Origin of the sequence: Kordia jejudonensis, from assembly GCF_001005315.1 — a bacterium.
GTDB lineage: Bacteria > Bacteroidota > Bacteroidia > Flavobacteriales > Flavobacteriaceae > Kordia > Kordia jejudonensis.
In genome coordinates this window covers 1-25,067 of record NZ_LBMG01000002.1, presented here as the reverse complement: position 1 = coordinate 25,067, position 25,067 = coordinate 1, and the positions used below count along the sequence as shown (strand labels likewise).

27 protein-coding genes are annotated in these 25,067 nt (G+C 34.1%); 7 read left to right on the top strand and 20 right to left on the bottom strand.

Annotated elements, in window-relative coordinates; all coding sequences use genetic code 11:
* Nucleotides 1-6: 6 nt before the first annotated feature.
* The 3 genes from AA089_RS00985 to AA089_RS00975 are packed head-to-tail and all read left to right on the top strand — an operon-like array spanning nt 7 to nt 3,548.
* Complete coding sequence (locus AA089_RS00985; protein ID WP_046755046.1) at nt 7-1,164, top strand: DegT/DnrJ/EryC1/StrS family aminotransferase; 1,158 nt, start codon at nt 7-9, stop codon at nt 1,162-1,164.
* Nucleotides 1,165-1,222: 58 nt separating this feature from the next.
* Nucleotides 1,223-2,248, top strand: a complete 1,026-nt coding sequence (gene galE / locus AA089_RS00980) for a UDP-glucose 4-epimerase GalE (RefSeq protein ID WP_046755045.1) — start codon at nt 1,223-1,225, stop codon at nt 2,246-2,248.
* Between the two features lie 19 nt (nt 2,249-2,267).
* Complete coding sequence (locus AA089_RS00975) at nt 2,268-3,548, top strand: metal-dependent hydrolase family protein (RefSeq protein WP_046755044.1); 1,281 nt, start codon at nt 2,268-2,270, stop codon at nt 3,546-3,548.
* Nucleotides 3,549-3,727: 179 nt separating this feature from the next.
* Here AA089_RS00975 and AA089_RS00970 read toward each other — a convergent pair whose 3' ends face one another.
* The 3 genes from AA089_RS00970 to AA089_RS00960 all read right to left on the bottom strand — a co-directional run bounded on the left by AA089_RS00970 (nt 3,728) and on the right by AA089_RS00960 (nt 6,078).
* A complete protein-coding gene (locus AA089_RS00970) occupies nt 3,728-5,311 on the bottom strand; it encodes a hypothetical protein (protein WP_046755043.1) in 1,584 nt (527 codons plus the stop codon).
* Nucleotides 5,312-5,580: 269 nt separating this feature from the next.
* The gene (locus AA089_RS00965; RefSeq protein ID WP_046755042.1) at nt 5,581-5,760 is read right to left on the bottom strand and encodes a hypothetical protein; all 180 of its coding nucleotides are present in this window, start codon (nt 5,758-5,760) and stop codon (nt 5,581-5,583) included.
* A 117-nt stretch (nt 5,761-5,877) separates the two neighbouring features.
* Entirely contained in the window at nt 5,878-6,078 is a 201-nt protein-coding gene (locus tag AA089_RS00960) for a hypothetical protein (protein WP_046755041.1), read from the bottom strand.
* Between the two features lie 611 nt (nt 6,079-6,689).
* Between AA089_RS00960 and AA089_RS00955 the strand changes: the two genes are divergently transcribed.
* Nucleotides 6,690-6,893 carry a hypothetical protein gene (locus tag AA089_RS00955; protein ID WP_156168852.1) on the top strand — a complete coding sequence of 68 codons (204 nt, stop codon included), beginning with the start codon at nt 6,690-6,692 and terminating at the stop codon, nt 6,891-6,893.
* Nucleotides 6,894-7,095: 202 nt separating this feature from the next.
* Here AA089_RS00955 and lspA read toward each other — a convergent pair whose 3' ends face one another.
* The 5 genes from lspA to AA089_RS00930 form a co-directional block, all read right to left on the bottom strand.
* Complete coding sequence (lspA, locus tag AA089_RS00950) at nt 7,096-7,602, bottom strand: signal peptidase II (RefSeq protein WP_046755039.1); 507 nt, start codon at nt 7,600-7,602, stop codon at nt 7,096-7,098.
* Between the two features lie 19 nt (nt 7,603-7,621).
* A complete protein-coding gene (gene fabD, locus AA089_RS00945) occupies nt 7,622-8,512 on the bottom strand; it encodes an ACP S-malonyltransferase (RefSeq protein ID WP_046755038.1) in 891 nt (296 codons plus the stop codon).
* A 118-nt stretch (nt 8,513-8,630) separates the two neighbouring features.
* Entirely contained in the window at nt 8,631-9,779 is a 1,149-nt protein-coding gene (locus AA089_RS00940; protein WP_046755037.1) for a DinB family protein, read from the bottom strand.
* A gap of 21 nt (nt 9,780-9,800) precedes the next feature.
* The gene (locus AA089_RS24145; protein WP_046755036.1) at nt 9,801-10,730 is read right to left on the bottom strand and encodes a dihydrofolate reductase; all 930 of its coding nucleotides are present in this window, start codon (nt 10,728-10,730) and stop codon (nt 9,801-9,803) included.
* Between the two features lie 14 nt (nt 10,731-10,744).
* Nucleotides 10,745-11,230, bottom strand: a complete 486-nt coding sequence (locus AA089_RS00930) for a hypothetical protein (RefSeq protein ID WP_046755035.1) — start codon at nt 11,228-11,230, stop codon at nt 10,745-10,747.
* Between the two features lie 347 nt (nt 11,231-11,577).
* Here AA089_RS00930 and AA089_RS00925 point away from each other — a divergent pair, with 347 nt between their 5' ends.
* Complete coding sequence (locus tag AA089_RS00925; protein ID WP_046755034.1) at nt 11,578-11,874, top strand: isoamylase early set domain-containing protein; 297 nt, start codon at nt 11,578-11,580, stop codon at nt 11,872-11,874.
* 54 nt (nt 11,875-11,928) lie between these two features.
* Here AA089_RS00925 and AA089_RS00920 read toward each other — a convergent pair whose 3' ends face one another.
* The 9 genes from AA089_RS00920 to AA089_RS00880 form a co-directional block, all read right to left on the bottom strand.
* Nucleotides 11,929-12,522: a GNAT family N-acetyltransferase gene (locus AA089_RS00920; protein WP_046755033.1), complete on the bottom strand. Its 594-nt coding sequence runs from the start codon at nt 12,520-12,522 to the stop codon at nt 11,929-11,931.
* Between the two features lie 110 nt (nt 12,523-12,632).
* On the bottom strand, nt 12,633-13,481 hold the full coding sequence (locus AA089_RS23400; protein ID WP_053002148.1) for an energy transducer TonB: 849 nt from the start codon (nt 13,479-13,481) through the stop codon (nt 12,633-12,635).
* A gap of 24 nt (nt 13,482-13,505) precedes the next feature.
* Nucleotides 13,506-14,330, bottom strand: a complete 825-nt coding sequence (locus AA089_RS00910) for a thymidylate synthase (protein WP_046755193.1) — start codon at nt 14,328-14,330, stop codon at nt 13,506-13,508.
* Nucleotides 14,331-14,458: 128 nt separating this feature from the next.
* Nucleotides 14,459-14,917, bottom strand: a complete 459-nt coding sequence (locus tag AA089_RS00905) for an RES family NAD+ phosphorylase (protein WP_046755032.1) — start codon at nt 14,915-14,917, stop codon at nt 14,459-14,461.
* Nucleotides 14,914-15,543 carry an antitoxin Xre-like helix-turn-helix domain-containing protein gene (locus AA089_RS23395; RefSeq protein WP_053002147.1) on the bottom strand — a complete coding sequence of 210 codons (630 nt, stop codon included), beginning with the start codon at nt 15,541-15,543 and terminating at the stop codon, nt 14,914-14,916. The genes AA089_RS00905 and AA089_RS23395 overlap by 4 nt, the downstream gene beginning before the upstream one ends.
* Nucleotides 15,544-15,687: 144 nt before the next feature.
* Nucleotides 15,688-17,448 (bottom strand): nucleoside transporter C-terminal domain-containing protein, encoded by a 1,761-nt coding sequence (locus AA089_RS00895; protein ID WP_046755031.1) that lies wholly within the window; start codon nt 17,446-17,448, stop codon nt 15,688-15,690.
* A 13-nt stretch (nt 17,449-17,461) separates the two neighbouring features.
* Nucleotides 17,462-18,100, bottom strand: coding sequence for a bifunctional nuclease family protein (locus AA089_RS00890; RefSeq protein WP_046755030.1), 639 nt, complete (start codon nt 18,098-18,100; stop codon nt 17,462-17,464).
* A 93-nt stretch (nt 18,101-18,193) separates the two neighbouring features.
* Nucleotides 18,194-19,162 (bottom strand): electron transfer flavoprotein subunit alpha/FixB family protein, encoded by a 969-nt coding sequence (locus AA089_RS00885; protein WP_046755029.1) that lies wholly within the window; start codon nt 19,160-19,162, stop codon nt 18,194-18,196.
* Nucleotides 19,163-19,227: 65 nt separating this feature from the next.
* A complete protein-coding gene (locus AA089_RS00880) occupies nt 19,228-19,974 on the bottom strand; it encodes an electron transfer flavoprotein subunit beta/FixA family protein (protein WP_046755028.1) in 747 nt (248 codons plus the stop codon).
* A gap of 440 nt (nt 19,975-20,414) precedes the next feature.
* On the opposite strand from AA089_RS00880, the gene AA089_RS00875 reads away from it, so the two are divergent.
* The gene (locus AA089_RS00875; protein WP_046755027.1) at nt 20,415-21,392 is read left to right on the top strand and encodes a pyruvate dehydrogenase complex E1 component subunit beta; all 978 of its coding nucleotides are present in this window, start codon (nt 20,415-20,417) and stop codon (nt 21,390-21,392) included.
* A 76-nt stretch (nt 21,393-21,468) separates the two neighbouring features.
* Nucleotides 21,469-23,991: a DUF5686 family protein gene (locus tag AA089_RS00870; RefSeq protein ID WP_046755026.1), complete on the top strand. Its 2,523-nt coding sequence runs from the start codon at nt 21,469-21,471 to the stop codon at nt 23,989-23,991.
* 314 nt (nt 23,992-24,305) lie between these two features.
* On the opposite strand, the gene AA089_RS24450 is transcribed toward AA089_RS00870, so the two are convergent.
* From AA089_RS24450 to AA089_RS00860, 3 genes are all read right to left on the bottom strand, one after another.
* Complete coding sequence (locus tag AA089_RS24450) at nt 24,306-24,455, bottom strand: hypothetical protein (protein WP_156168851.1); 150 nt, start codon at nt 24,453-24,455, stop codon at nt 24,306-24,308.
* A 104-nt stretch (nt 24,456-24,559) separates the two neighbouring features.
* Nucleotides 24,560-24,799: a hypothetical protein gene (locus AA089_RS00865; RefSeq protein ID WP_046755025.1), complete on the bottom strand. Its 240-nt coding sequence runs from the start codon at nt 24,797-24,799 to the stop codon at nt 24,560-24,562.
* An 86-nt stretch (nt 24,800-24,885) separates the two neighbouring features.
* The coding region (locus AA089_RS00860) for a helix-turn-helix domain-containing protein (protein ID WP_046755024.1) at nt 24,886-25,067 on the bottom strand (182 nt) is incomplete at its 5' end.

The window sequence follows — 25,067 nt, the reverse complement described above, 5'->3', positions numbered from 1 at the left end:
ATACGAATGAAGAAAATCCAAATGGTCGACCTAAAAGGTCAATACGCAAAAATAAAAGACCAAGTTGATCAATCCGTATTAGATGTAATTGAGTCATCTGCATTCATAAACGGACCTGAAGTACACGCATTTCAAAAAGAATTAGAAGCATATTTAGACGTAAAACACGTAATTCCATGTGCCAACGGAACTGACGCATTGCAAATTGCGATGATGGGACTTGGACTAAAACCAGGCGATGAAGTCATTACTGCCGATTTTACTTTTGCTGCTACCGTTGAGGTAATCGCATTATTGCAATTAACTCCTGTGTTAGTGGATGTGGAAAAAGATTCGTTCAACATTGATCCAGCTGCCATTCGTAACGCGATCACACCAAAAACAAAAGCCATTGTTCCTGTACATTTATTTGGACAATGTGCCAATATGGATGCCATTCAAGAAATTGCCAAAGAACACAACTTATACGTCATTGAAGATAACGCGCAGGCGATTGGCGCAAGCTATACATTTGCTGATGGAAGTGTCAAAAAAGCAGGTGGAATTGGTCATGTAGCTTCAACTTCATTCTTTCCTTCAAAAAACTTAGGTTGTTACGGCGATGGCGGTGCTATCTTTACCAACGATGACGATTTAGCACATACCATCAGAGGAATTGTAAATCACGGAATGTACAAACGTTACCATCATGATGTAGTTGGTGTAAATTCTCGATTAGATTCTATCCAAGCAACTATATTACGTGCAAAACTTCCCAACTTAGACGCATACAATGCAGCTCGTCAAAATGCAGCTCGCAAATACAATACAGCGTTTGCTGGAAACGATAAAATTGTGACACCACAAATCTCGAAATCATGCGAAAATCCTATCTGTACTGGATGCAACTGTCATGTATTTCATCAATATACTTTACGTGTTGTTGATGTGGATAGAGATGCGTTGGTGAAGCATTTAAACGACAATGGAATTCCTTGTGGCGTATACTATCCAATTCCGTTACATGCGCAAAAAGCATACAAAGACGAACGTTACAATGAAGCAGATTTCCCTGTGACGAATCAATTGGTAAAGGAAGTAATATCATTGCCAATGCATACCGAATTGGAAGATGATCAAATAGCATTTATCACAAAAACAATCTTAGATTTCGTAAACGGATAATTCATACATAAAAGAAACTTTTAACAGCCAACACCTAAAAACCCTAAATCAGATAAGTTTGAAAAAGATATTAGTAACTGGCGGATTAGGATACATTGGTTCTCATACAGTTGTAGAGTTACAAACGGCAGGATTTGAAGTCATCATTATCGATAACTTATCAAATGCTTCGGTAAAAGTTTTAGATGGAATAGAAAGCATAACAGGAATTCGTCCCGAGTTTGAAGAATTAGATTTACGCGACAAACAAGCTACAATTTCATTCTTTCAAAAACATCAAAATATCGCAGGAATCATTCACTTTGCAGCAAGTAAAGCGGTTGGCGAAAGTGTTGAAAATCCGTTGTTATATTATGAAAACAATATTTCTACGTTGGTAACGGTATTACAGCAAATTCAGCATCAAGAAAATATTGCGTTCATTTTTAGTTCTTCGTGTACGGTATACGGTCAAGCCGAAAAAATGCCGATTTCGGAAAATGCGCCAATTCAACAAGCATTTTCTCCTTACGGGAATACCAAACAAATCGGAGAAGAAATATTGCAAGACACTGCCAAAATTGCCAAAGGTTTACAAGTAATTTCTTTGCGATACTTCAATCCAATTGGCGCACATGCAAGTGTTGCTATTGGCGAATTGCCAGATGGTGTTCCGCAAAACTTGGTACCTTTTATCACACAAACGGCAATTGGTTTACGAAAACAATTAGCGGTTTTTGGAAACGATTATCCAACGGAAGATGGAACCTGTATTCGTGATTACATTCACGTGGTTGATCTCGCGAAAGCGCATGTAATTGCTTTAAAAAGGTTACTAAATGAACAGCATGAAACGTCTTTTGAAGTATTCAATATCGGAACAGGAACAGGAAGTTCTGTATTAGAAGTTATTGAAAGTTTTGAGCGTGTAAGCCAGCAAAAATTAAACTATAAAATAGTAGATAGGAGAGAAGGAGATGTAATTTCTGCATATGCAGATACGACAAAAGCAAATACAATTCTAGGTTGGAAAGCTACTTCCACACTTGATGAAGCTATGCTTTCCGCTTGGCAATGGGAACAGAAAATACGAAAAACCAAATAACAACCATAAATACAATTAGATGAAAAAACTACTCATACTATTCCTAGGAATAATGTGTTCTACCATTGCATTGGCACAAGAGACATATATTCATTGTGGGAAAATCATTGATACAGAAAATGGAAAAGTACTCACGGAAAAAACAATTGTTGTTTCTGGAAACAAGATTACACGAATTCAAAATGGGTATGTAAATCCTGAAAATTCAACAGCTATTGTTATCGATTTAAAATCGAAAACGGTCATGCCAGGATTAATAGACATGCACGTTCATATTGAAAGTGAAACCAATCCGAAAGCATACATAGAAAAATATACCTTAAATGATGCCGATGTAGCATTTCGATCCGTTGGTTTTGCAAACGCAACGTTACAAGCAGGTTTTACTACTGTGCGCGATTTGGGAGGAACAGGAATCAATATATCATTGCGAAATGCTATTGCGCAAGGAAAAATAGTTGGTCCACGAATTTTTACCGCAGGAAAAGCACTAGCTACAACTGGTGGACACGCTGATCCAACCAATGGAAACCGAAAAGAAATTATTGGCGATCCAGGACCAAAAGAAGGTGTGGTAAACAATGTAAGTGATGCAAAAAAAGCAGTGCGTCAACGTTATAAAAATGGTGCTGATGTCATTAAAATTACGGCTACTGGTGGCGTGTTAAGTGTTGCGAAAAGTGGAAGCAATCCACAATTTACAGTAGAAGAAATCAAAGTGATTTGTGAAACTGCAAAAGATTATGGAATGCATATTGCAGCGCACGCACATGGAGATGAAGGCATGCAACGCGCTATTATTGGTGGTGTAAAAACCATTGAGCATGGAACTTTAATGAGTGACGAAACGATGGAACTCATGAAAAAATATGATGCGTATTTAGTTCCAACCATTACCGCAGGAAAAGAAGTGGCTGCAAAAGCAAAAATAAAAGGGTATTATCCAGATATCATTGTACCAAAAGCGTTAGAAGTTGGACCTAAAATTCAAGGAACATTTGCCAAAGCTTACAAAAAAGGTGTTGGAATCGCTTTTGGAACGGACGCTGGAGTATATGAACATGGACTCAATGGAAAAGAATTTGGTTTTATGGTAGAAGCTGGAATGCCAGCTATGGAAACCATTCAATCTGCAACGGTAACGAATGCAAAAATTCTAGGAATGGAAGATGAACTAGGAAAGTTAAAAGCAGGATTTTTAGCTGATATTGTTGCTGTTAATGACGATCCTACGCAGAACATCAACACGATGGAAAATGTCGTATTTGTGATGAAAGACGGAAAAATATATAAGCAATAAAATAAGTAAAAAGGCGGTCTAAAAAGTATACAAAAGCGTCATTCTGAATTCAATTCAGAATCTCATTACACTGATTTTCAATGATTTTGAGAAACCGAATCAAGTTCGGCTTGACGAAAATTTAGCTTTTTAGACCGCCTTTTTTATGTATTTAAAAATTTACTTCAAAATAAAAATTATTATTTAGTTTCTCCTTTTAGTAATTCTGCATATATGTGACTTAAGTCCGAAGGCGTTAAACCTGGGCTAGAAAAATTTGAGTGACAACTAAAACAGCTTCCATATTGCGCATATCCAGCGCCGTTTTGTGCATACGTTTCCATAGTGCTATTTGCTAATTGACTCGTTCCTATAGCCACACCAGAACCTGAATTTGCTGTAGAATAACTTTCTCCAGTTGGTGCTGCTCCGCTATCTGTCCAAGTAGCTCCAATAAAAATGTAGTTTTTACGTAAATCACCTTCAGCTAATTTTCCTAAAACACTATTATTCATAGAAATTACTTCACTGTTCGATGCAGCTGGAGAACTATTTTCAGGATTAGGCGCGCCTTCATTAGCAACTCCCCAAGGTTTTGTCATTTTGGTATTACTTGCGCTAATAGTATTGCCTGAACTTGCAAAAATAGTATTAAGTTCATCACAACTCTTTGCTTTTAATTCGTTTTCATTACAATACTTCATATGTGATTGATTGTAGGTTGCACTTGCGCTATCGCCATTCAATAACCAATCATTTCCAGTATCCGCTGGTTGTGTTTTCGTAGTACTTGATGTATCTAAATATGTATATTCCAAATTAGGTGCATTATTGACATGTTCAAAAGTTGCCCAAACCATTTCAGGATGTCCATCAATGGTTCCTACAATATGGATTCCTATCATCGCTAACTTTTTTTGCGCTGAACCATTTGGAACCCATTTCATATCATCACTTGTATCATATGTCGGAACAATAGCATTCATGGTAATATAATCACTAACATTCGTTAATTCACTGGCATCTACCCACGAAGTTTTAATTTCCATTGTTAAGGTATTAGGATCTTTTACCGTAATTCCTTGTGTTTTTGCAAAATCAATAATTGTATTTAGTTGATCTTGAGTTGTAGGGAATTCGCTTCCACTTACGCTTCCTCCACTATTTGCAACACCATTCAAGTATTGCGCATACACATCATTTACCATACTTATATAATAAATAAGTGAACCATTTTGAGCCATCAATACATCATCTGTAGCTTGTCCTTCTTCCGTATCAGCAAACAGTCTGTCATTTTTTTGAGCATTAGCTACTGCAGTTATGAGTTTTCCTGTTTCATGAGGTATTAACGTACGTGTATCGTTATTAACGGTAGATACGGTATAAAAGCTACTTGATTCCATCACAGTTCCACTACTATAATCGCCTGAGGTATTTGGGGACGTAACCCACAAAAACATTTGTTCAGACCATTTGTAAAAATCACAATTATTTTCATGTACGGCAGTTACAGAATTGGCAGCATTTACAGCACCATCCTTAGAAACAGTTGCAGAAGCAAACCAAGAACTAAAATCTGAACTACTTACTGTACACGATTGTAATACATCGGCAGGAAGTTTAGTGTTTATGGGAGTGTTCATAACAAGTTGCGCCGAAGCGGTTTCTACATCATCAGTTGTCGTTGTATATTTTCCTTTCTCTTTTTTTTCTTCGCAGGAAACCGTAACAAACGCTAAAACTAAGACGAGCGATAAGCCTTTAAAAAATAAATTCTTCATAATGATTAGTATTTGGTTAGTTTTCAAATGTATAGATAATTTATCAAACATATCTCGGTAAAAATACCTGTTTTTAACGATCGATATTAGTCTAGGTACTATACTAACGGTAAACAAAGAGATCATCAAAGGTATTGATATAATGAAAAAAATATAGTATTTGTGATGAAGACTAGGAGAATTGATTCGCACTAAACACGTACATTTTTCTATAAAAAAAAGAGGAACAAATATACATTTGCTCCTCTTTTTCTTATCAATTTCTTTTCCTAAAAAGGAAGATTGCAAAGAAACGGAATGTCGGTTGGACAAACCCAAGCAGACGGACAATTATCAACAACAGACGTACACGTATCTGTTAATTTTAGACCACCTGTAAGCTTTCTGTTTTCCAGATTAGAAATAGAATTTTTACGAAGCTTTAATGATTTTACATTTCTTTTTTTCATGATTTTATATTTTTAAAATTTATAGGAATGTTTGTAAAAATGTATCAAATCCATTTGGCGCAAAGCTGGTTTATAATAGTTCAACTTTCATTTCAAACAGATTTTGGTAAACAATTCTTAATATGGAAAAGGACATGTTTTTGGATCTACTGTTGGTGGACACCAAGCTGTAGGACAAGCATCAATAAATGAGGTACAACCTGTTTTTGTAATAATTACGGAAGTTGTTTGTAAAGTTCCTCCTTTAATTTGTTGATTTCCTAATTTGGAAACTGAACTTTTGCCAAGTTTTAATGATTTTACACTTCTTTTTTTCATAATTTATAATGTTTTAAGTTTATTGCAAGTATTAAATTATAAAAATCAACTACGATATAAGTACGGGAATACCGTAAATTATTGGAAACTCTTCATTGAATGAAAAGAACAATTCGTTAATTTTTTATACTTATCTAAGTTGTTTATATCGGACATTCTACCAATGATTGGCATACGTAATTAAATGTTGGACATGTATTGTTTAATGTCTGACATGTTGGGAAAAACGTACAACTAAGCGCAGACGGACAAGCGTCAATTTGTGAGCCGCAGACATTAATTTTTGTAATTTGTATAAGTTGACCACCATGTATTTGATCATGGTTTAAATGTGAAATAGAATTTTTGCGAAGTTTCAACGATTTAGTGCTTCTTTTTTTCATGATTAAAAGTATTTTGGTTTATAATACTTTCAAAATATAAAAACAGAATGACAATTGTTTATGGGAATACCGTAGTTAACATTTTGATTTAGTGTAGCATATGAGAAATTGCTGTTTGAGTTACAGTTTAGCAATTCAAACTTCCTTTTCAGCAATTGACTTTCATTACATGTCGTATTCTTTCATAGTTTAGATGCAAATAAATTATAAATCTATAAACTACAAACAATGAAAAAAAGGCAGTTAACCAGTTTGACATTAAACAAAAAGTCAATTTCTAATTTAACAATTAAAGGCGGTTTACCAGGATATACTTGGTTTTGTCCAAAAGACGCATTAACGGATGCGATTGATTGTCAAACTCACCAACCACATACATCAAGAGATATGAATGGTGCACTTCCTAGTGAATGTGAAAGTGTTCCTCTATAAGCTATTTGTAGAAAAGTAAAAAATGGAAGCCAAAAGAAAGCGGCTGTCTAATAAGTATAAAAAAAGCGTCATTCTGAATATGTGCTGAACTTGATTCAGCATCAATTCTGAGTATCATTGTATTGATTTTCAATGGTTATGAGAAATTGAATCAAGTTCAATTTGACGAAAATTTAGCTTTTCAGGCAGTCGCTTTTATAATTTATGATATCGAAACTTCTTTTCGTTTGACAAAGGACAGAATGAGAAACCCTGTTCCAAGCATCACGGAAACGTCCGCCATGTTAAAAATTCCTGTTTTAAAAATTCCGCCCAAATCAATATACATAAAATCAGTTACTGAACTGTATAAAATACGATCGTACAAATTGCCGATTCCGCCACCAATAATACAGCACAATCCAAAAATCATGTATTTATCTAAATCTGTGTTGACGATGATCATTCGTAAAATAAAAAATAATACTGCAACTGGAAGCAATATTAAAAGTATTGCTCTTAGTATTGGATTTTCCAATGTAGATAAAAATCCTAAAAAAGCACCTTTATTTTCAGTTTTTGTCAATGTCACATATTCCCCAAGTACCGAAATATGTTCGCCAGTACTGATGTGCGTTCGTGCTACGGATTTAGAAACCTGATCGCAACCAACATTCATCAGAATAAGTCCGAAAATCAACAACATTCGGAAGGTTCTAGAAATTTTCATAGCAATTTTTTAATTTGTTTTATTCGTCACCAAAAGTAGCACTTTGTGCTGCTACCGAACGATCAATTTTACGCAATAATCCTTGCAATACTTTCCCAGGACCTACTTCTGTAAATGAAGTAGCTCCGTCAGTAATCATTTGCTGTATTGATTGTGTCCACTTTACAGGTGCCGTTAATTGTGAAATTAAATTCTTCTTAATTTCGGATGCATCCGTCACCGCCGTAGTTGTCACATTTTGATATATTGGACAATTAGGAGTATTAAATAGTGTGTTTTCAATTGCTGCTGCTAACTCTTCACGTGCAGGTTCCATCAATGGCGAGTGAAAAGCACCACCAACAGGCAATACCAACGCTCTTCTAGCGCCAGCTTCTTTTAAGGTTTCACAAGCTGCGTTTATGGCGTCAATTTCTCCTGAAATTACAATTTGTCCTGGACAGTTATAGTTTGCTGCTACCACAATTCCAGGAGTTTCTTCACATACTTTTTCAACCACTTCATTGTCTAATCCTAAAACGGCTGCCATAGTACTTTGTTGTGCTTCGCAAGCTTTTTGCATGGCTAATGCACGTTGTGAGACTAATTTTAAACCGTCTTCAAACGTTAATGTTCCGTTGGCAACCAAAGCAGACAGTTCTCCTAAAGAGTGTCCAGCAACCATTTCTGGCTGAAAACCTTCGCCTAATACTTTACTTAAAATTACAGAATGTAAAAAGATGGCTGGTTGGGTAACTTTGGTTTGTTTTAAATCTTCCGCAGTACCTTCGAACATGATGTCTGTTATGTGAAATCCTAGAATGTCATTTGCATCTTCAAAAAGATGTTGTGCTACATCTGATTTTTCATACAGATCCAATCCCATTCCTGTAAATTGTGCGCCTTGTCCTGGAAATATATATGCTTTCATGTGTATGTATTTTGTTTCTTCTAATAAAAGAAGTAGTCATTTTTGTTAGAATTGTTTGGCAAAAATAAACAATTCTATAGAATCTTTGTTGCCAAGCTATTTAATCTGCTTTTTAAGATTAATCTATCTTCTTTTTTTTGTTTAAATCGATGCTTAACTCTTCAGGAATTCTCTTCTTTAAAAATAATATTTGTCCTAAGTGGCTAGACTGATGCTCCATAACATGAAACCAATAATAGTGATTGTTAGATTCATATGCAGGATTAATTTTGTTGAGCCAATCATCATCTCGTTTTTTTAGTTCTTCAAGAGTTACAGCTCTTACTTCTTTGTAAATTTTCAGATAGTACTCAACATCATGGTTTGTGTACGTTTCTCTACCTGCATCATCAAGATTTAATGCAGGTCCCCAAAATTTTTCCTCTTCTTCATTGAAACCTCTGTTTTCAAACGTATATAATTGGTAAATTTTCTCGGCAGCAGCCAAATGCATAATTAAAGCACCAATAGAGTTTGCTTTTTCATCATGTAAATGATCTATTTGTTTTTGATTTAAATTTTTAACGACACGTTCTACACGATCACTTAAGTTATTAAGCATTGAAACTAATGTACCTATTTGTGGAGTATATCCTTCACGTGTACCAATTATACTTTCCCTGTCAACTTTGATATTTTTCCCTTCTATATGTAATGAATATCCTTTTTGAGCATCATCTTTTACCAAATCAAAAGCAAAACCTTCCTTAAAGTTGGTGCTAATTTTGTCAGATCGAAAAGACCATCCAGTTAGTTTTAAGCTTTTAGGAGTATTCTCAAAATTAGCATTGGAAATTTCTATTTCTTCTAACTCTCCAGTATTCATATTTTCTATAAAAAGTTTAAAATCATCAAAATAAAATGTTCCGTTAGAACTACAGATTCCTCCAAACACCAAATCTTCCGAATGTTTATCGATATATCCATCTATTGTATATGTAGCCCATTTGTTGGAAGTAACAGGACGATCTCCCATGTTGTCGAAAAAACCAATTTCTTCATTACTGTTGTCCACTCTAGCCCAAAGAGAAGCCCAAGTTATGTCTCCTTTATTTTTTACTTTCACAGAACCCGTAAGTCTGAATTTTAATTTTTTATCAGTTTTTATCTCAACACTTTGAGAAAAAGCTATCCATTTGTTTTGACTGTATAGATTTTCACCTACAAATAGGCTTATTAAAATAACGCAAACTGTTATTTTTCTTTTTAAGAAAATAAGGATGTTCATTAAAGTAGATATTAATCGTTTTTAGATTCTCTCATAGGTAATAAAAGAGAACTCGTATTCGTGTTTTTCATCTTTTGTGTGGAAAGTATTGGCAACTTCTTTCCATATGTCTAAATTAATTTCAGGAAAGTAGGTGTCGCCTTCAAATTCATGATGTACACGCGTTAATTCAATTTTTGTTACAAACGGAAGTGCTTGTTTGTATATTTCTCCACCACCAATGACAAAAGGTTCATTGTCATTTGCTGTAGCAATTTCTATCGCTTTTTGAATTGAGTCAACAACAATAACTCCCACAGGAACTTTGTAGTCTTCTTGTCGTGTAATAACAATATGCGTACGATTTGGAAGTGGTTTCGGGAAGCTTTCAAACGTTTTGCGTCCCATAATAATGTAGTGACCAGAAGTGAGTTGCTTAAATCGTTTTAAGTCGTTGCTTAAATGCCAAATAAGATCATTGTCTTTTCCGATGACATTATTTTCAGCCGCCGCAACAATTAGAGATACATTTTGTCGGTCTGTGATGGGTTTTGGTGCGTTGGCAATTTCTTTTTTTGCTTTTGCTTTCGCAATTTCAGTCTCTTGTAGTAAAAATTGTTGTTTTAGTTTTTCAATGCGATATTCTTGCTTGGCAACCAATTTTTCCAATTGTGCGGCTTCCCAATCTTTCCCCATGAATTTGTTTGTAATAAATACATTAAACACATGAAATAAAAATAGGAACAACCAAGCCAATACTGCCCAGACAAACCAGTCCGTATTGAATAACTTAACATCTTGTCCATATCCTAAAACAACATTTAAAAGCACTAAAAATGCAGAGCCAATAATGAAGATGACCAAGTGATAGTATAATTGCTTTTTTTGTTTGATACGTTTTTGAGCCGTTTCAATAAGCGCTAATTGTTCTTGATCAATTTGAGTGGTAGGTTTCTTTTTCTTACCGAACATAAGTATTCAGTTTTTTATTTTGCAGCATTTCTTAACAATGTATCTGCTTGAAGCCAAAAAGTAAATGAAGTTTTTACAGCTTTTCCTTGATGCATTCCTATTGAAAATTTAGGCAATGTTGCTAAAATTCGTTCTACTTCTGCTTTCATTTGTTCGTTTGATACACGCACACCTACATTTTCTGCAACTCCTTGCTTGTTTACAATGAAGCGAACATATATTTTGTTTCCAGCAATATTTCTATTTGCAGAAATCGATCTTGCAATGGATGCCGTAAAATTCTTCTGAATATATGCTTGAATTTTTTCCTCAGTACATGTATTTTGTTGTTTTGCGTCGGAAATATTCTCACAACCTTCCAATGTTGGCGCTTTGTCTATTAAGCTATAATGAACAGTTCCATTTGCTGATACTTTTGCTAGAGATGTATTTGTTGCTTTTTGTGCAAAACCAACATGTGCAATTAAACAAAATAGAATAGGAATAATAAATTTTTTCATCACTTTATAATTTTAATACCCTAAAGATACTTTTCTTTTTTGAATACTACATTCTGTTGATACGAAAAGATGAATTTTTACCATGAAATGCAACTTTTTTAGATGAACGTATGTTGTGTTTTTGTACGATTTTTGAAAAATAACGAAAACGATGTCGTTGAAAATCAGGAAGAAAACCTGTTAAAATGCCATTGAATATCTGTTAATTAAAGCTGCTTTTTTTTGATTTCTTTTTGATTTTGAATTGTGTTTTTTGTCAAAATGATAATTCTTTCATTTTTGTGAAATCATTCATTTGTCAGTGGAAATTTCTTCTATACATTTGAATTTAACAAACACTTGAAATTATGGCAATTAAGAAGCAATATTTAAAAAGCAAACCTGTATGTAAAGTTACATTCAGCGTTGCGGCAAAAGAAGCAGATTCAGTTTCTGTAGTAGGAAATTTTAATGAATGGAATACAGAAGCTACCAGCTTAAAAAAGTTAAAAAACGGAACGTTTAAAGGAACGGTAGATTTAGAAAAGGGCAGCGAATACGAATTTAGATATGTAGTCGATGGCGCTTATAAAAATGACGAGCAAGCAGATGCTTACAAATGGAATGATTTTGCAGCTGCTGAAAACGGCGTGTTAAGTTTATAGTCTTTTCTAGGAATATGAAAACAACATCTTACACGTATAGTTGAGGTGTTGTTTTTATAATTTTTTAGCAAGTTCTCTTTTTACACGACTAAACCATTCGTGCTTTAAAATACTGAGCACAATACTGTCGCGTCTTCCTTCTGGAGAAAGGCAATTACTCCGCAAAATACCTTCTTCTTTGCAACCAATACTTTTCATGGCTGCAATACTACGTTTATTGTTTGCATCTGCTCTAAACTCTAAACGTTGCACTTTCATATGTTCAAATGCGAATTGAAGTAGTAAAAATTTGCAATTTTTGTTCAATCCAGTACCGTGAAATTCTTTTCCATACCATGTATAACCTAAGGAAACGGCTTGGTGTTCTTGTTGAAAATCATAAAAACGTGTGCAACCTGCATAGGTGTTAAACCGTTTGTCATACACAATAAAAGGATATGCTTTTTTGTCAATTCGGGCTTGAATTGCCAATTGCATATAATTTCTTAAATTTTCTTCGCCATCTGCAGGTGTTAGGGAATATTTCCACAATTCGGCTTCGTTTAACGAATAGGGAAGTAGGTGTTTAAAATCGTCCATAGTTAGCGGACGCAATTGCACAAAACCATTATCTAAAATGTAGTTTTTATTGAAATCTAATAATATCATATTCAAATTCCTTGAAATAGTAAGTTACGAATCATTCTTGTAAATACACTTGTAATTTAAAATGATTTTTTAGCATATATTTTTCGTAGAATACTGCATCATCTACCTTTTCAATTGGAACGTTTTCCTCGTACAGTAAAAACAATTGGAAGTGTATACGCTACGCTTATAGGAATATTTTCAATAGTAGCCGGAATCATTTTAGGAAGTTTTTTGATAATTCGAATCGCTTCTTTTTCCAATCTTGGATGTGGACCGCGTGCACGTATGTCAACAGGTTTTCCTTGTAAATTAATTTTAAAAACTACGTAAATTCGCTGAACACCATCTAAACCTAACTTTTTACCGAGTCTTGTATTGAATCGCTTTGCTATAAATTGCGAGATTTTTGTAGACATGCAACGCTTTCGTTCTTCATTTGTTTTTGCACTACTACATCCAGGATAAATAACTCCAACTTCAGGACCACTAAATGGAATTCGTTTCGGAACATAATCATACAATGGAATAAATACATTATTTTCTCGATCTATTTTAAGAAATAAATGTTTTGAGATGTAACCATTTTGCTTTTTAGACACAGATGCCAATTCAATTTCAAATTCTTCTATTGGCGTTGTAACTTCAACAGCTAAAGGCTTCATTTCACTTTCATAAAAATTTAAGAAAGAATCTTTTTCAAGAATTTCTCCACTTTTATTTGTAGTAAGACTCACATTGACCAAAATTGTATCTTTTTCAGTAATTTTTGCCACATTGAGTACATCAGCGGGTTGTAAGAATTGAAATGTAGCGCGTTGCAACTTTTCGGTAGAACATTGATAGACATCTTCTTCAAATTGACAACCTTCTACGGTGATTACTTCAGCACTAAACGATGTTTTTTTCTCTTTATTTTGAGAAATTACAAATGTTGTAAAGAAAAAAAGTACTCCGATACATACGTTTTTATACGTCATATAATATGATGTGAGAAAGTTAATTTAAATAGCGACTGCACCTTTAATTCGTGGATGATGTTGATAGTTTACCAACTCAAAGTCTTCAAATTTAAAATCGAAAATACTCTTGATTTCAGGATTTATTTTCATGGTTGGTAATGGATAAGGCTCTCTTGTCAATTGCAATTCTACTTGTTCAAAATGATTGCTATAAATATGTGCATCGCCAAAAGTATGAACAAAATCGCCATATTCGTAGCCACATACTTTTGCCATCATCATGGTTAGTAACGCATAGGAAGCAATATTAAAAGGAACACCTAAAAATACATCAGCACTTCGTTGATACAATTGGCAGGATAATTTGCCGTCAGCTACATAAAATTGAAAAAATGCATGACATGGCGGTAACGCAGCTTTTCCATTGGCAACATTTTCGCTAAAAGACACTTTTGTATTTGGCAACACACTCGGATTCCAAGCGGAAACTAACATACGTCTACTATTTGGATTGTTTTTGAGCGTTTCAATAACTTCTGACAATTGGTCAATGCTCTCGCTATTCCAGTTACGCCATTGATGTCCATATACAGGACCCAAATCGCCATTTTCGTCTGCCCATTCATTCCAAATACGTACACCGTTTTCTTGTAAATATTTTACATTCGTATCGCCTTTAATAAACCACAATAACTCATGAATAATCGATTTTAGGTGTAATTTTTTCGTCGTTACCATTGGGAAACCTTCATTCAAGTCAAAACGCATTTGATATCCAAATACACTTTTTGTTCCCGTTCCTGTACGATCTCCTTTTTCATTTCCGTTTTCCAGCACATGCTTTACGAGGTCTAAATATTGTCTCATGTTGATTTCTTTTTTATGATGCGATACAATTTTTGTAGGGTGTAAAAATAAAAAAAACACGTTGATTTTGAACCAAAGCATTTGTATTTTATCAATAGGTTATCAACCGTAAAAAATTACAATTTTCTTTACTTTTTGAATAACTTTCCTTCCATTGGAAACGTCTTAGTATTTGTGATGATTACCTTATTAAAATCTTTATGCATCGGATTGATTAAATAATTAAAACAAGAAGAAATCATAGCCGAAGGAACTTTCATCACTAAATGTTCGTTCTTTTCAATAAAAAAGTCTCCGAATTTCTGTGTAACTAATAGTTGATCAATCCATTGTTCGTCCTTAAAAAATGTGTCTTCAACCAGCAAATGTTCAACATCAGGAACTTCAATTTGAAGCAATGAATAGTTTTTTGGAATAAAAGAAGGAGGAAGATATTGATGTATTTCTACAGCACACAAAGCTGGACTGTCAGAAGTGTATAGCATAGGAGTTCCAAAGGAATTCCAGCGATTACTTCGTTGTCTTTTTGAACTTTCACCTGAAATGTCATTCGCGTATTTAGAACCGCAAACTCTATAAACTATCATACCAAGTTACCTGAGTCAATTTTGAATAATTGTTCACGCAGCATGGTAATACCTTGAAATGTATCAACATAATCAATAGGCGATTTTCCTTGTAATGCAGGCGATTTATAACCAAGCCATTCTTCTACATTTTCTTTACTTTCTAACACATTTAAGGCGTATTCTATTAAAGTTAAAAATGACAAAAGTTTCTCAGATTTATTTTGATCTAAATTTTTCTTGTCTTTTAAAATACTTTGCATGGTACGTTCGCTAACGCCAATAATTTCTGCCCATTTAGTATTGGACAATTGCATTAAATCATAGACTTTTTTGAAATCGTTGAATTTTACACCACTTCGAGCAGAAGTAATCGTATCAATAGCGGAATACGAGAAATAAAGCTCAGCAGTTTCTTTTTTTCTACGAGTAGAACCTATTTCAGGTATTTTTGTATGTGAGGCATGCGTTGAAGCAGTTTTAGAACTCGTATACATGATAATTTGTTCGCCAACGGATGCAGCTTTGTTTTTAATTTTTGGAATAGGGACGAAATTATCAATATCTGGTTGAATAATTTCATCTAAGATTTTATAAAAGTCAGCTGTAGATTTTTCAAACTTGGTATGTGTCGCTATCTTGTTCATGCAATGTTTCGTTTTGAAACGACAATTTACTATTTTTTATTTGAGCTAGAAACTTTTTTATAGTTTTTTTACACAGAAAAAGCACATTTTCTATTCTTTTAATGGAAAATGTGCTTTTATATTTTGTTAAATAAATTGTATGTATTATCCAATCAGCATTCCTGCAATAGTAGCAGAAATTAAAGAAGCAATGGTTCCTCCGATAAGTGCTTTAATACCAAATTCGGAAAGTGTTTTACGTTGTCCAGGTGCTAGCGAGCCAATTCCACCAATTTGAATTCCGATAGAAGCAAAGTTGGCAAAACCACATAACATATATGTTGCCATGATAATCGATTTATTGTACGTTAAATGTACAGCATTCGTTGCATCTTTTAATTCAGCTAACTGAATATATCCAATGAATTCACTGGCAGCTAATTTGATTCCTAATAGTTGTCCCATGAGTGACATATCTTGACTATCAACACCAATTAACCACATTAATGGCGCAAAGAGATATCCTAAAATAAATTCTAATGATAACGAATCGTATGGTGTATTTGCTGCAATAATTTCATTAAGCGATGTAAAATGCCAATTAATATTCATAGATTCTATCGTGATACCATCAAAACCTGCAACACCACCCAAAATACCATTTAACATAGCAATAAACGCTACAAATACTAATAACATGGCTCCGACGTTTACGGCTAGTTTCAATCCTTCAGTAGTTCCATTAGCAATAGCATCTAAAATATTTGAACCAATTTTTTCTTGAGAAACTTTAACGTCATTATCAATCTTTTCTGTTTGTGGATATAATATTTTTGAAATCACAATGGCTCCTGGTGCTGCCATTACGGAAGCAGCCAATAAATGTTTGGCATACACCAATTGTAAATCAGGATCGTTACCACCTAAGAAGCCTATATATGCTGCTAAAACGGCTCCAGCAACAGTTGCCATTCCTCCAATCATAACGAGTAAGATTTCGGAACGTGTCATTCGTTCTAAATACGCTTTTATTAATAATGGTGCTTCCGTTTGTCCTAAAAAGATATTTCCGGCAACGGATAAACTTTCAGCTCCAGAAATTCCGAGTAATTTGGTTAGTAATTTGGCTAATGCTTTTACAATGAACTGAATGATACCGAGATAGAATAAAACGGATGTTAGTGCAGAGAAAAAGATAATTGTGGGTAATACTTGAAAAGCAAATATGAATCCGAACGATTCTACATTCATCATTCCGCCAAACAGAAACTCACTTCCTGCTTTGGTGTATTCTAATATTTCAATAAATAATCTTCCAACAAGTTCAAATCCTGTTTTAATAAATCCTACTTTTAAAACGCCTATAGCAATAATAAGTTGAAAACCTAAACCTAATCCAACTGTTTTCCAATTAATTGCTCTTCGATTGCTACTGCATAAAAATGCAATTACAAGCAAAACGAACATTCCTAGAATTCCTCTTAATAAACTTGATGTACTAAATCCTTCACTCGGTTTTATTTTTGAAACTGTTGCATCAGTCGTTGCAGTTACTTGTGCCTCTTCTTTTTGTTTTACTTTTTCAAAATGATAGGAAACTCCTTTTTCTGTAAATACTAAGGTAGAGTCGGTAAGCGTGGCAATTTTGTATTTACGAATGGTATCGTTTGGTTCATTGTAATAAAAAACCAATAATTTATTTTGGTAGATATAATCTCCACTCGCTTTTAGGTTATTTTTTGCGGCAAGTTGATAGCTAAATTCTCCTGCTTCAAGCTTCAATTGATCATTTTTAGTAACAGGAATGATGTTTTCTTGTAACGAATTTTGAATACTACTAAAGTTCCATGTACCGTCAATTTCTTGTGCATTTACGCTAAAAAGCACACAGAAAACAGTAAGAATACTTGCTACAAATTTTCGCATATGAAAAGGGTTTTTATTTTTTGTTTTCTCGGTTAGAAATCTCGTCGCGGAGTCTGGCAGCTTTTTCGTAATCTTCGTCTGCTACAGCGCCATCTAACATGTTGTATAATTCTTGAAGTGAAAGCGATTTTAATCCATTATCAGGATTATTTTCAACAATTTCGGCTTCTTCTTCCGTAAATAATTCATCGACTACGATGCTTTCTTTTTCAGCAGCTTCTTCCTCTTCTTTGGAAGTCAATTTTAAGAAAATACCAGCTTTGTCTAAAATTGTTTTGTAGGTAAAAATAGGAGCGTCAAAACGAAGCGCTAAGGCAATTGCATCCGAAGTTCGCGCGTCAATAATTTCTTCAATTTTATCGCGTTCGCAGATAATACTCGAATAGAAAACACCATCAACTAGTTTGTGAATTATGACTTGTTTGACAACAATATCAAACCGATCTGCAAAGTTTTTGAAAAGATCGTGTGTAAGTGGACGCGGTGGTTTTATTTCTTTTTCGAGCGCAATGGCAATAGATTGGGCTTCGAAAGCGCCAATGACTATAGGTAGTTTTCGATCTCCATCAATCTCATTCAAAATAAGCGCGTATGCACCATTTTGTGTTTGACTATAAGAGATTCCTTTAATATTTAGTTTTACTAAACTCATTTGTTTGTGAATGCATGAACATAAAAAAAGGCTGTCTAAAAGAAGGGATTTCCCATTTTAGACAGCCCTTAGTTGGGCACAATTTAAAAAAAATTATGCGTTATTCGCTTTAAATTCTTTCAATTTTTCGATTAGTGTTGGAACAACTTCAAACGCATCTCCTACAACACCGTAATCAGCTGCTTTGAAGAAAGGAGCTTCAGGGTCAGTATTGATGACAACTTTTACTTTCGAAGCGTTGATTCCAGCTAAATGCTGAATAGCTCCAGAAATTCCGATAGCAATATATAAGTTCGATGCTACAGGCTTTCCTGTTTGCCCAACGTGTTCTCCGTGTGGTCTCCATCCTAAGTCAGAAACTGGTTTTGAGCAGGCTGTTGCAGCACCTAAAACGTCTGCTAATTCTTCAACCATTCCCCAGTTTTCAGGACCTTTTAATCCTCTTCCTGCCGAAACGACTACGTCTGCATCTGCAATGGTAACTTTTCCAGTTACTTTGTCTACGTTGTCAACTTTTACACCAAATAACGAGTCGTCTAAACTTGGCGAGAACGATTCCGCTGTAGCGGCACCACTATTTTCAACCAATCCGAATGCATTGTTAGAAACGCCAACAATTTTCACATCAGAGTTTATTTCTGTAAAGTTGAATGCTTTGTTTGTAAATGCGGTTCTTTTTACGGTAAACGGACTTGTATTTGTTGGTGCAGCAACTACATTTGAAGCGTAACCAGCTTGCAATCCTACGGCTAGGCTTGGCGCTAATGTTTTGCTGTCTGCGCTAGAGCTTACCACAACTACTTTGGCACCTTCTTGTTGTGCTGCTTGTTGTAAAACCGAAGCGTATGCTTTTGAGTTAAAGTCTTTTAAGTTGTCTGCTGATACAGTTAATACTTTGTCTACACCATAGTTTCCTAATTCGGCAGTGTTTTCAGCATTGATAGTAACTGCTGTAACAGTAGTTCCTAATTGGTTTGCAACTTCTTTTGCATAGGAAGCAACTTCAAAAGCTGCTTTTTTGAGTTTTCCTTGATCTGATTCTGTATATACTAAAACTGACATGATTTTTTTAATTTAATGATTTAAAGATTAAATGATTGAAACATTAATTCGATTTTGTCTTTCGATTAAATCACTTTTGCTTCATTGTGAAGTAAGCTAATTAATTCATCAATGTTTGCAGCGTCAACTAATTTTACCGCTCCTTTTGGTGCTGGTTTTTCAAATTTAACAGCTGTAGTTTCTTTTCCAGCATCTGTAGCATCAACTACTGTTAAAGGTTTTTTACGCGCCATCATAATTCCTCTCATGTTTGGAATACGTAAGTCGCTTTCTTCAACTAATCCTTTTTGTCCACCAATTACTAATGGTAATGCTGTCGTTGAAGTTTCTTTTCCGCCATCAATTTCACGAACTGCTTTTGCGTCAGTTCCATCAATTTCAAGACTGATACAGTTGTTTACAAAGTTAGCATCAATTAATTCGGCTAACATTCCAGGAACCATTCCACCGTTGTAGTCAATTGATTCTCTACCTGCAATTACTAAATCGTAACCACCTTCTTTTGCAACGTTGGCTAATTGTTTGGCAACAAAAAAACCGTCAGTTGCTTCTGCGTTTACACGAATTGCTTTATCTGCACCAATAGCTAAGGCTTTGCGAAGTGTTGGTTCAGTTTCTGCTCCTCCAACATTAATAACGTCTACGGATGCTCCTTGTTTTTCTTTGAACCACATGGCGCGAGTTAATCCAAATTCATCATTTGGGTTAATCACAAATTGCACACCAGTAGTATCAAATTTAGTATCTCCTTCTGTAAAATTGATTTTTGAAGTAGTGTCAGGCACGTGACTAATACATACTAATATTTTCATTGATATATATGTTTTTAGTGTTTTTTGAAATTTTTTACGAAGATACTGATAATTTCTCTAAAAATACTGTGCGTGCATAATAAATTTTAATTATTTTTTATTTTCAGGCTACTTTTTTCCATTATTAATAATATTTAACTGTGTTTGAGGCTAATTTATCAAGTTTTTGTGATAAAATGCTTTTGCAAAAGCTCGTTTATTTGTGTAAAAAATCTCAAAAGCGGTCATATTTCTGCATTAATTTGCGTGTAGAAAAAGTATGAAGAAGATTTTTTAACAATTTTTAGCACTGAAAATAAAGAAGATGCATAATATTTTCTTGGATTTACTGAAGAAATCACAAAAACGACTCACTTTGATAAATGTTTGATTTTGGTATTCTCATTTTTAGAATTAATTGTTATTTTTGTTTTTCACTTTTTTAAAACAATAATAATTGTATGAGAACAATACAGTTTAGAGAAGCGGTAGCCGAAGCTATGAGCGAAGAAATGCGAGCAGATGATAGCATTTATTTAATGGGAGAAGAAGTTGCCGAATATAATGGAGCTTACAAGGCTTCAAAAGGAATGCTTGATGAGTTTGGAGCAGATCGTATTATTGATACGCCAATTGCAGAATTAGGTTTTGCAGGAATCGGAGTTGGTTCGGCAATGAACGGAAACCGACCAATTATTGAGTTCATGACGTTTAACTTTGCATTGGTAGGGATTGACCAAATTATCAACAATGCCGCAAAAATGCGTCAAATGTCAGGCGGACAGTTAAATGTTCCTATCGTATTTCGTGGACCTACAGCTTCAGCTGGACAGTTAGCAGCAACACATTCACAAGCTTTTGAAAGCTGGTTTGCAAATTGCCCAGGCTTAAAAGTTGTTGTTCCTTCTAATGTGTATGATGCAAAAGGATTATTGAAAACTGCCATTAGAGATAATGATCCAGTTATTTTTATGGAATCTGAGCAAATGTATGGAGATAAAGGAGAAGTGCCTGAAGGCGAATATACAATTCCGTTAGGCGTTGCAGATATAAAACGTGAAGGAACGGATGTTACGATTGTTTCTTTTGGTAAAATTATCAAAGAAGCTTACAAAGCAGCAGACGAATTAGCAAAAGAAGGAATTTCTTGTGAAATTATCGATTTGCGTACAGTTCGTCCAATGGATCACGATGCCATTTTGACTTCTGTGAAGAAAACAAATAGATTGGTTATTTTGGAAGAAGCATGGCCTTTTGGAAATGTGTCTACTGAAATTGTATATCAAGTACAAGCACAAGCATTTGATTACTTAGATGCGCCAATTCAAAAAATAAATACGGCTGACACGCCAGCACCATATTCTCCAGTATTATTGGAAGAATGGTTACCAAATCACAACGATGTGATTAAAGCTGTCAAAAAAGTAATGTACAAGTAAAACAGTACTTTTAACATAAAAAAAGCTTCATCGGCATGTTTGTTGATGAAGTTTTTGTTTTTTAAAACATAAGAATTTGAAGACTACCCTATATTGTTTTTTAGCCCTATTTATTTGTTACACAGGATATTCGCAGACCAAAGTAAGTGGACTCATTAAAGATAAATCAGGCGAACCTGTTCCTTTTGCAAATGTTGTATTCAAAAATTCAATTGAAGGAACGATTAGTAATGAAGATGGACGCTTTTATTTAGAATCAGATAAAACATATGATGTTATTATAGTTTCATTTATTGGGTTTACAACGAAAGAAATCAAGTTAGAGAAGCGCATTAACTACAAAATGGAAATTGTCCTTGAAGAAGGAGAAAAACTAAAAGCTGTTGTAGTCGTTTCAGGGAAACAGTCTAAGAAGAACAATCCTGCCATTGATATTTTACGAAAAATTTGGAAGCGAAAACGGTTCAATGGAGTCAATCAGTTTAAACAATATGCCTACGATAAGTATGAAAAAGTAGAGTTTGACTTGAATACGATTGATAGTGCCATGATGAAAAGCAGACTGTTTCGTGGCATGGAATTTATTTTTGAAGAAATAGATACTTCCAGCGTTACAGGAAAAACATACTTGCCTATTTTTATCAATGAAGCCGTTTCAAAAGTATATGGCGATAATGTAAAAAATAAAGTCAAAGAAGATCTTTTAGGGAACAAAAATTCAGGTTTTAGTAGCAATGAAACCATTACTGCTTTTATCAAAGATTTGTATGCCGATTATGATATTTATGATAATTATTTAAAGTTTTTTGACAAGAGTTTTACAAGTCCATTATCGCGTACAGGAATCAACACCTACAATTATGTATTAGCTGATACAGCCTATATTGACAATAAATATTGTTATAATATTATATTTTATCCACGACGTAAGAACGAATTGACCTTTAAAGGCGATTTTTGGGTAAACGATTCTACATTTGCCATCAAAAAAATAAATCTTCAAGCGAGTAAAAGTGCCAATATTAACTGGGTAAAGGAAATTTACATAGAACAAGAATTCGATGTAATTAATGATTCTGTATTTCTGCTTAAGCGTGATTATATGCTGTCTGATTTTGCTTTAAACAAAAAAGAAAAATCAAAAGGTGTATATGGAAAACGTACAACATTGTATGATAATTACGTGTTTGATGAAGAGAAACCTGCAGAGTTTTATAGCGAAGAGATCAATCCGTTTAACGAAGAGATTTACGAACGTGATGATGCTTTTTGGCAAGAAAATCGAATGGAAAAGTTGAATAAGGACGAACAAGGCGTTTATAAAATGCTGGATACTTTAAAGACAGTTCCAAAATTTAAACGTTTATACAGTTTGGCTTCAATTTTGGCTTCGGGTTATGTCGAATTTGACAAATACAATCTTGATTACGGACCAATTTTTTCAACATTTGGGTTCAATGATGTTGAAGGAATTCGTGTGCGTGCAGGTGGACGAACGTATTTCGGCCCTAATGATAAATGGCGAATTGAAGGTTATGGCGCTTATGGTTTTAGAGACAACAAGTTTAAATATGGAATTTCAGGAAAGTGGTTGTTAGATCCTAAAAACCGTTTGATAATTTCTGCTGGAAATCGTCGTGATGTAGAGCAAACTGGTGTAAGTTTAACAGTAAATGACAATGTATTGGGAAGAAGTTTTGCTTCATCAGCATTATTTGCTAGCGGAAATAGTGATCGATTAACAGATATTAATTTATCTACATTTGCCATACAAATGGAACCTTGGAAAAACATAACCATGCGTTTGGGAAGTTCCTATAAAACCATGCGATCGGCTTCGCCAACTACATTTAGTTTGTCATATATAGATCCGCAAGCACCAAATGGTATAAATGATCGATTGGTACAATCGGAAGTGAACTTTTCTATTGATATGACACCTGGAAGAAAAACCATTCGTCACGGTGTGGAACGAAAAATAGTGAATGATGATTTTCCACGAATTTATTTAAATTATAGTAGAGGCGTAGAAGGTTTATTTAATAGTGATTTTAATTACTCTAGAGTACAATTGTTTTACAGGCAACCGTTTCAAGTTGGTGGTTTTGGACGTACATACACCACTTTAGAAGCAGGAAAAACATTTGGAACTGTGCCATTAAGTTTGTTAAATGTTGTTCCTGGAAATCAAGCGTATTTTTCCATTCATAATACCTTTTCACAACTAAACTTTTACGAATTTGTAACTGATACTTACACTTCTTTACACGTAGAACATAACTTTAATGGACGTCTTTTTTCGAGAATTCCATTCTTGCGAAAGCTGAATTTGCGTGAAATTGTGGGGATTAGAGGTGTTTGGGGAAGTATTTCTCAGGAAAATGTAGACATGAATATACCCGCATTTCAAAGCTTACCGTTTAGAAGTATTACTACAGAAAGAATTGCACCAAACAATCAAATATATTGGGAATATTCACTTGGAATTGGTAACATTTTTAAAGTCTTCCGAATTGACTTTAACTTCCGTGGAAATTACAAAAATAACATTGATGCACGACAATTTGGAGTCACAGGTGCATTTGGATTCCATTTTTAGAAAGAAAAATTTTTAAGAATTTATACGAAAAGTGAGTTGAAAGACTCACTTTTTTTATTGCGTAAAAATTACCATGGGTTTTAGTTTAATTATTTGAAAATCAATAGTTAAAATCTTTATTATCTCACCTATAATTATCGAATCGTAGTTTATTTTAGTTGGATACATGAATCTTTCGGTATAGTTTTACACTGTAATCAATAACAAACATATATATCATCAAAAACAAATTTTGGGGAATGTGTTGAGATGATAAAAAAAGCGCATAAACTTGGTTTATGCGCTTTTAAAATACTGTTCAATGTAAGGGAGTCTTAACAAACTTTTCCTGGCTGGCTTAGTTCATTTAAGCTACAAAAATCACTTTCTGCTTTAGTTTTGATAGTTGTTCCACCTGTAAGTTTAAGCGACTGAAATTTAGAAATGGTATTCTTTTTTAGATTAAGTACTTTGTTTTTTTTCATAGTTTTGATCTTATAAGTTAATAATAAAACTCACAAAAAGCATTCCGAAAAAAAAGCGCATAAACTTGGTTTATGCGCTTTTAATAATTTTGGAATACAAGTTATTAGCAAATCTCTCCTCCTTGACTAGGGTCGTTTCCTCCACAATAATCGCTATTCGCTCTTGTGTGTAGAGTGGTTGAACATGGTCCTCCAGTATCTGTATTGCAGAGGTCAGTAAGACAAGCTTGATCACGTGTTATACATATTACAATTGAATCAGGTGCACCACCTACAATTGAGTTTAATGTACTAATTCCTGCAATACTAATTTTACCTAATTTTAATTTTTTTTGTTTCTTCATGACAATATGTTTTAGAGTGATCGAAAGTAGTTGTAGCTTGTTAAAAAACAAAGTAAAACAACCGTTTATTATCGAATTAAAGGTTGTTAAATACTTTCTGAACTATTGATTTTGTTGATATTTTTAATATAATACGACGGATAGATGCCCGTTTTGTTTTTAAAGGCTCTTGAGAAGGAATCAGGGGATTTAAAACCCAATTCTGATGCAATGGATTTAATATCATACGAACGAAATAGCTTGTCTTCTTTTAGTTTTTCTAATGCAT

Coding starts and splice junctions, on each gene's coding strand:
- AA089_RS00880 (WP_046755028.1), bottom strand. CDS start 19,974: ATGAAAATATTAGTATGTATTAGTCACGTGCCTGACACTACTTCAAAA.
- AA089_RS00970 (WP_046755043.1), bottom strand. CDS start 5,311: ATGAAGAATTTATTTTTTAAAGGCTTATCGCTCGTCTTAGTTTTAGCG.
- AA089_RS00895 (WP_046755031.1), bottom strand. CDS start 17,448: ATGCGAAAATTTGTAGCAAGTATTCTTACTGTTTTCTGTGTGCTTTTT.
- AA089_RS00965 (WP_046755042.1), bottom strand. CDS start 5,760: ATGAAAAAAAGAAATGTAAAATCATTAAAGCTTCGTAAAAATTCTATT.
- AA089_RS00910 (WP_046755193.1), bottom strand. CDS start 14,330: ATGAGACAATATTTAGACCTCGTAAAGCATGTGCTGGAAAACGGAAAT.
- AA089_RS00875 (WP_046755027.1), top strand. CDS start 20,415: ATGAGAACAATACAGTTTAGAGAAGCGGTAGCCGAAGCTATGAGCGAA.
- lspA (WP_046755039.1), bottom strand. CDS start 7,602: ATGAAAATTTCTAGAACCTTCCGAATGTTGTTGATTTTCGGACTTATT.
- AA089_RS00940 (WP_046755037.1), bottom strand. CDS start 9,779: ATGAACATCCTTATTTTCTTAAAAAGAAAAATAACAGTTTGCGTTATT.
- AA089_RS00975 (WP_046755044.1), top strand. CDS start 2,268: ATGAAAAAACTACTCATACTATTCCTAGGAATAATGTGTTCTACCATT.
- AA089_RS00920 (WP_046755033.1), bottom strand. CDS start 12,522: ATGATATTATTAGATTTCAATAAAAACTACATTTTAGATAATGGTTTT.
- AA089_RS00890 (WP_046755030.1), bottom strand. CDS start 18,100: ATGAGTTTAGTAAAACTAAATATTAAAGGAATCTCTTATAGTCAAACA.
- AA089_RS00865 (WP_046755025.1), bottom strand. CDS start 24,799: ATGAAGAAACAAAAAAAATTAAAATTAGGTAAAATTAGTATTGCAGGA.
- AA089_RS24450 (WP_156168851.1), bottom strand. CDS start 24,455: ATGAAAAAAAACAAAGTACTTAATCTAAAAAAGAATACCATTTCTAAA.
- AA089_RS00985 (WP_046755046.1), top strand. CDS start 7: ATGAAGAAAATCCAAATGGTCGACCTAAAAGGTCAATACGCAAAAATA.
- AA089_RS00930 (WP_046755035.1), bottom strand. CDS start 11,230: ATGAAAAAATTTATTATTCCTATTCTATTTTGTTTAATTGCACATGTT.
- AA089_RS23395 (WP_053002147.1), bottom strand. CDS start 15,543: ATGAACAAGATAGCGACACATACCAAGTTTGAAAAATCTACAGCTGAC.
- AA089_RS24145 (WP_046755036.1), bottom strand. CDS start 10,730: ATGTTCGGTAAGAAAAAGAAACCTACCACTCAAATTGATCAAGAACAA.
- AA089_RS00955 (WP_156168852.1), top strand. CDS start 6,690: ATGAAAAAAAGGCAGTTAACCAGTTTGACATTAAACAAAAAGTCAATT.
- fabD (WP_046755038.1), bottom strand. CDS start 8,512: ATGAAAGCATATATATTTCCAGGACAAGGCGCACAATTTACAGGAATG.
- AA089_RS00925 (WP_046755034.1), top strand. CDS start 11,578: ATGGCAATTAAGAAGCAATATTTAAAAAGCAAACCTGTATGTAAAGTT.
- AA089_RS00960 (WP_046755041.1), bottom strand. CDS start 6,078: ATGAAAAAAAGAAGTGTAAAATCATTAAAACTTGGCAAAAGTTCAGTT.
- AA089_RS00885 (WP_046755029.1), bottom strand. CDS start 19,162: ATGTCAGTTTTAGTATATACAGAATCAGATCAAGGAAAACTCAAAAAA.
- AA089_RS00905 (WP_046755032.1), bottom strand. CDS start 14,917: ATGATAGTTTATAGAGTTTGCGGTTCTAAATACGCGAATGACATTTCA.
- AA089_RS23400 (WP_053002148.1), bottom strand. CDS start 13,481: ATGACGTATAAAAACGTATGTATCGGAGTACTTTTTTTCTTTACAACA.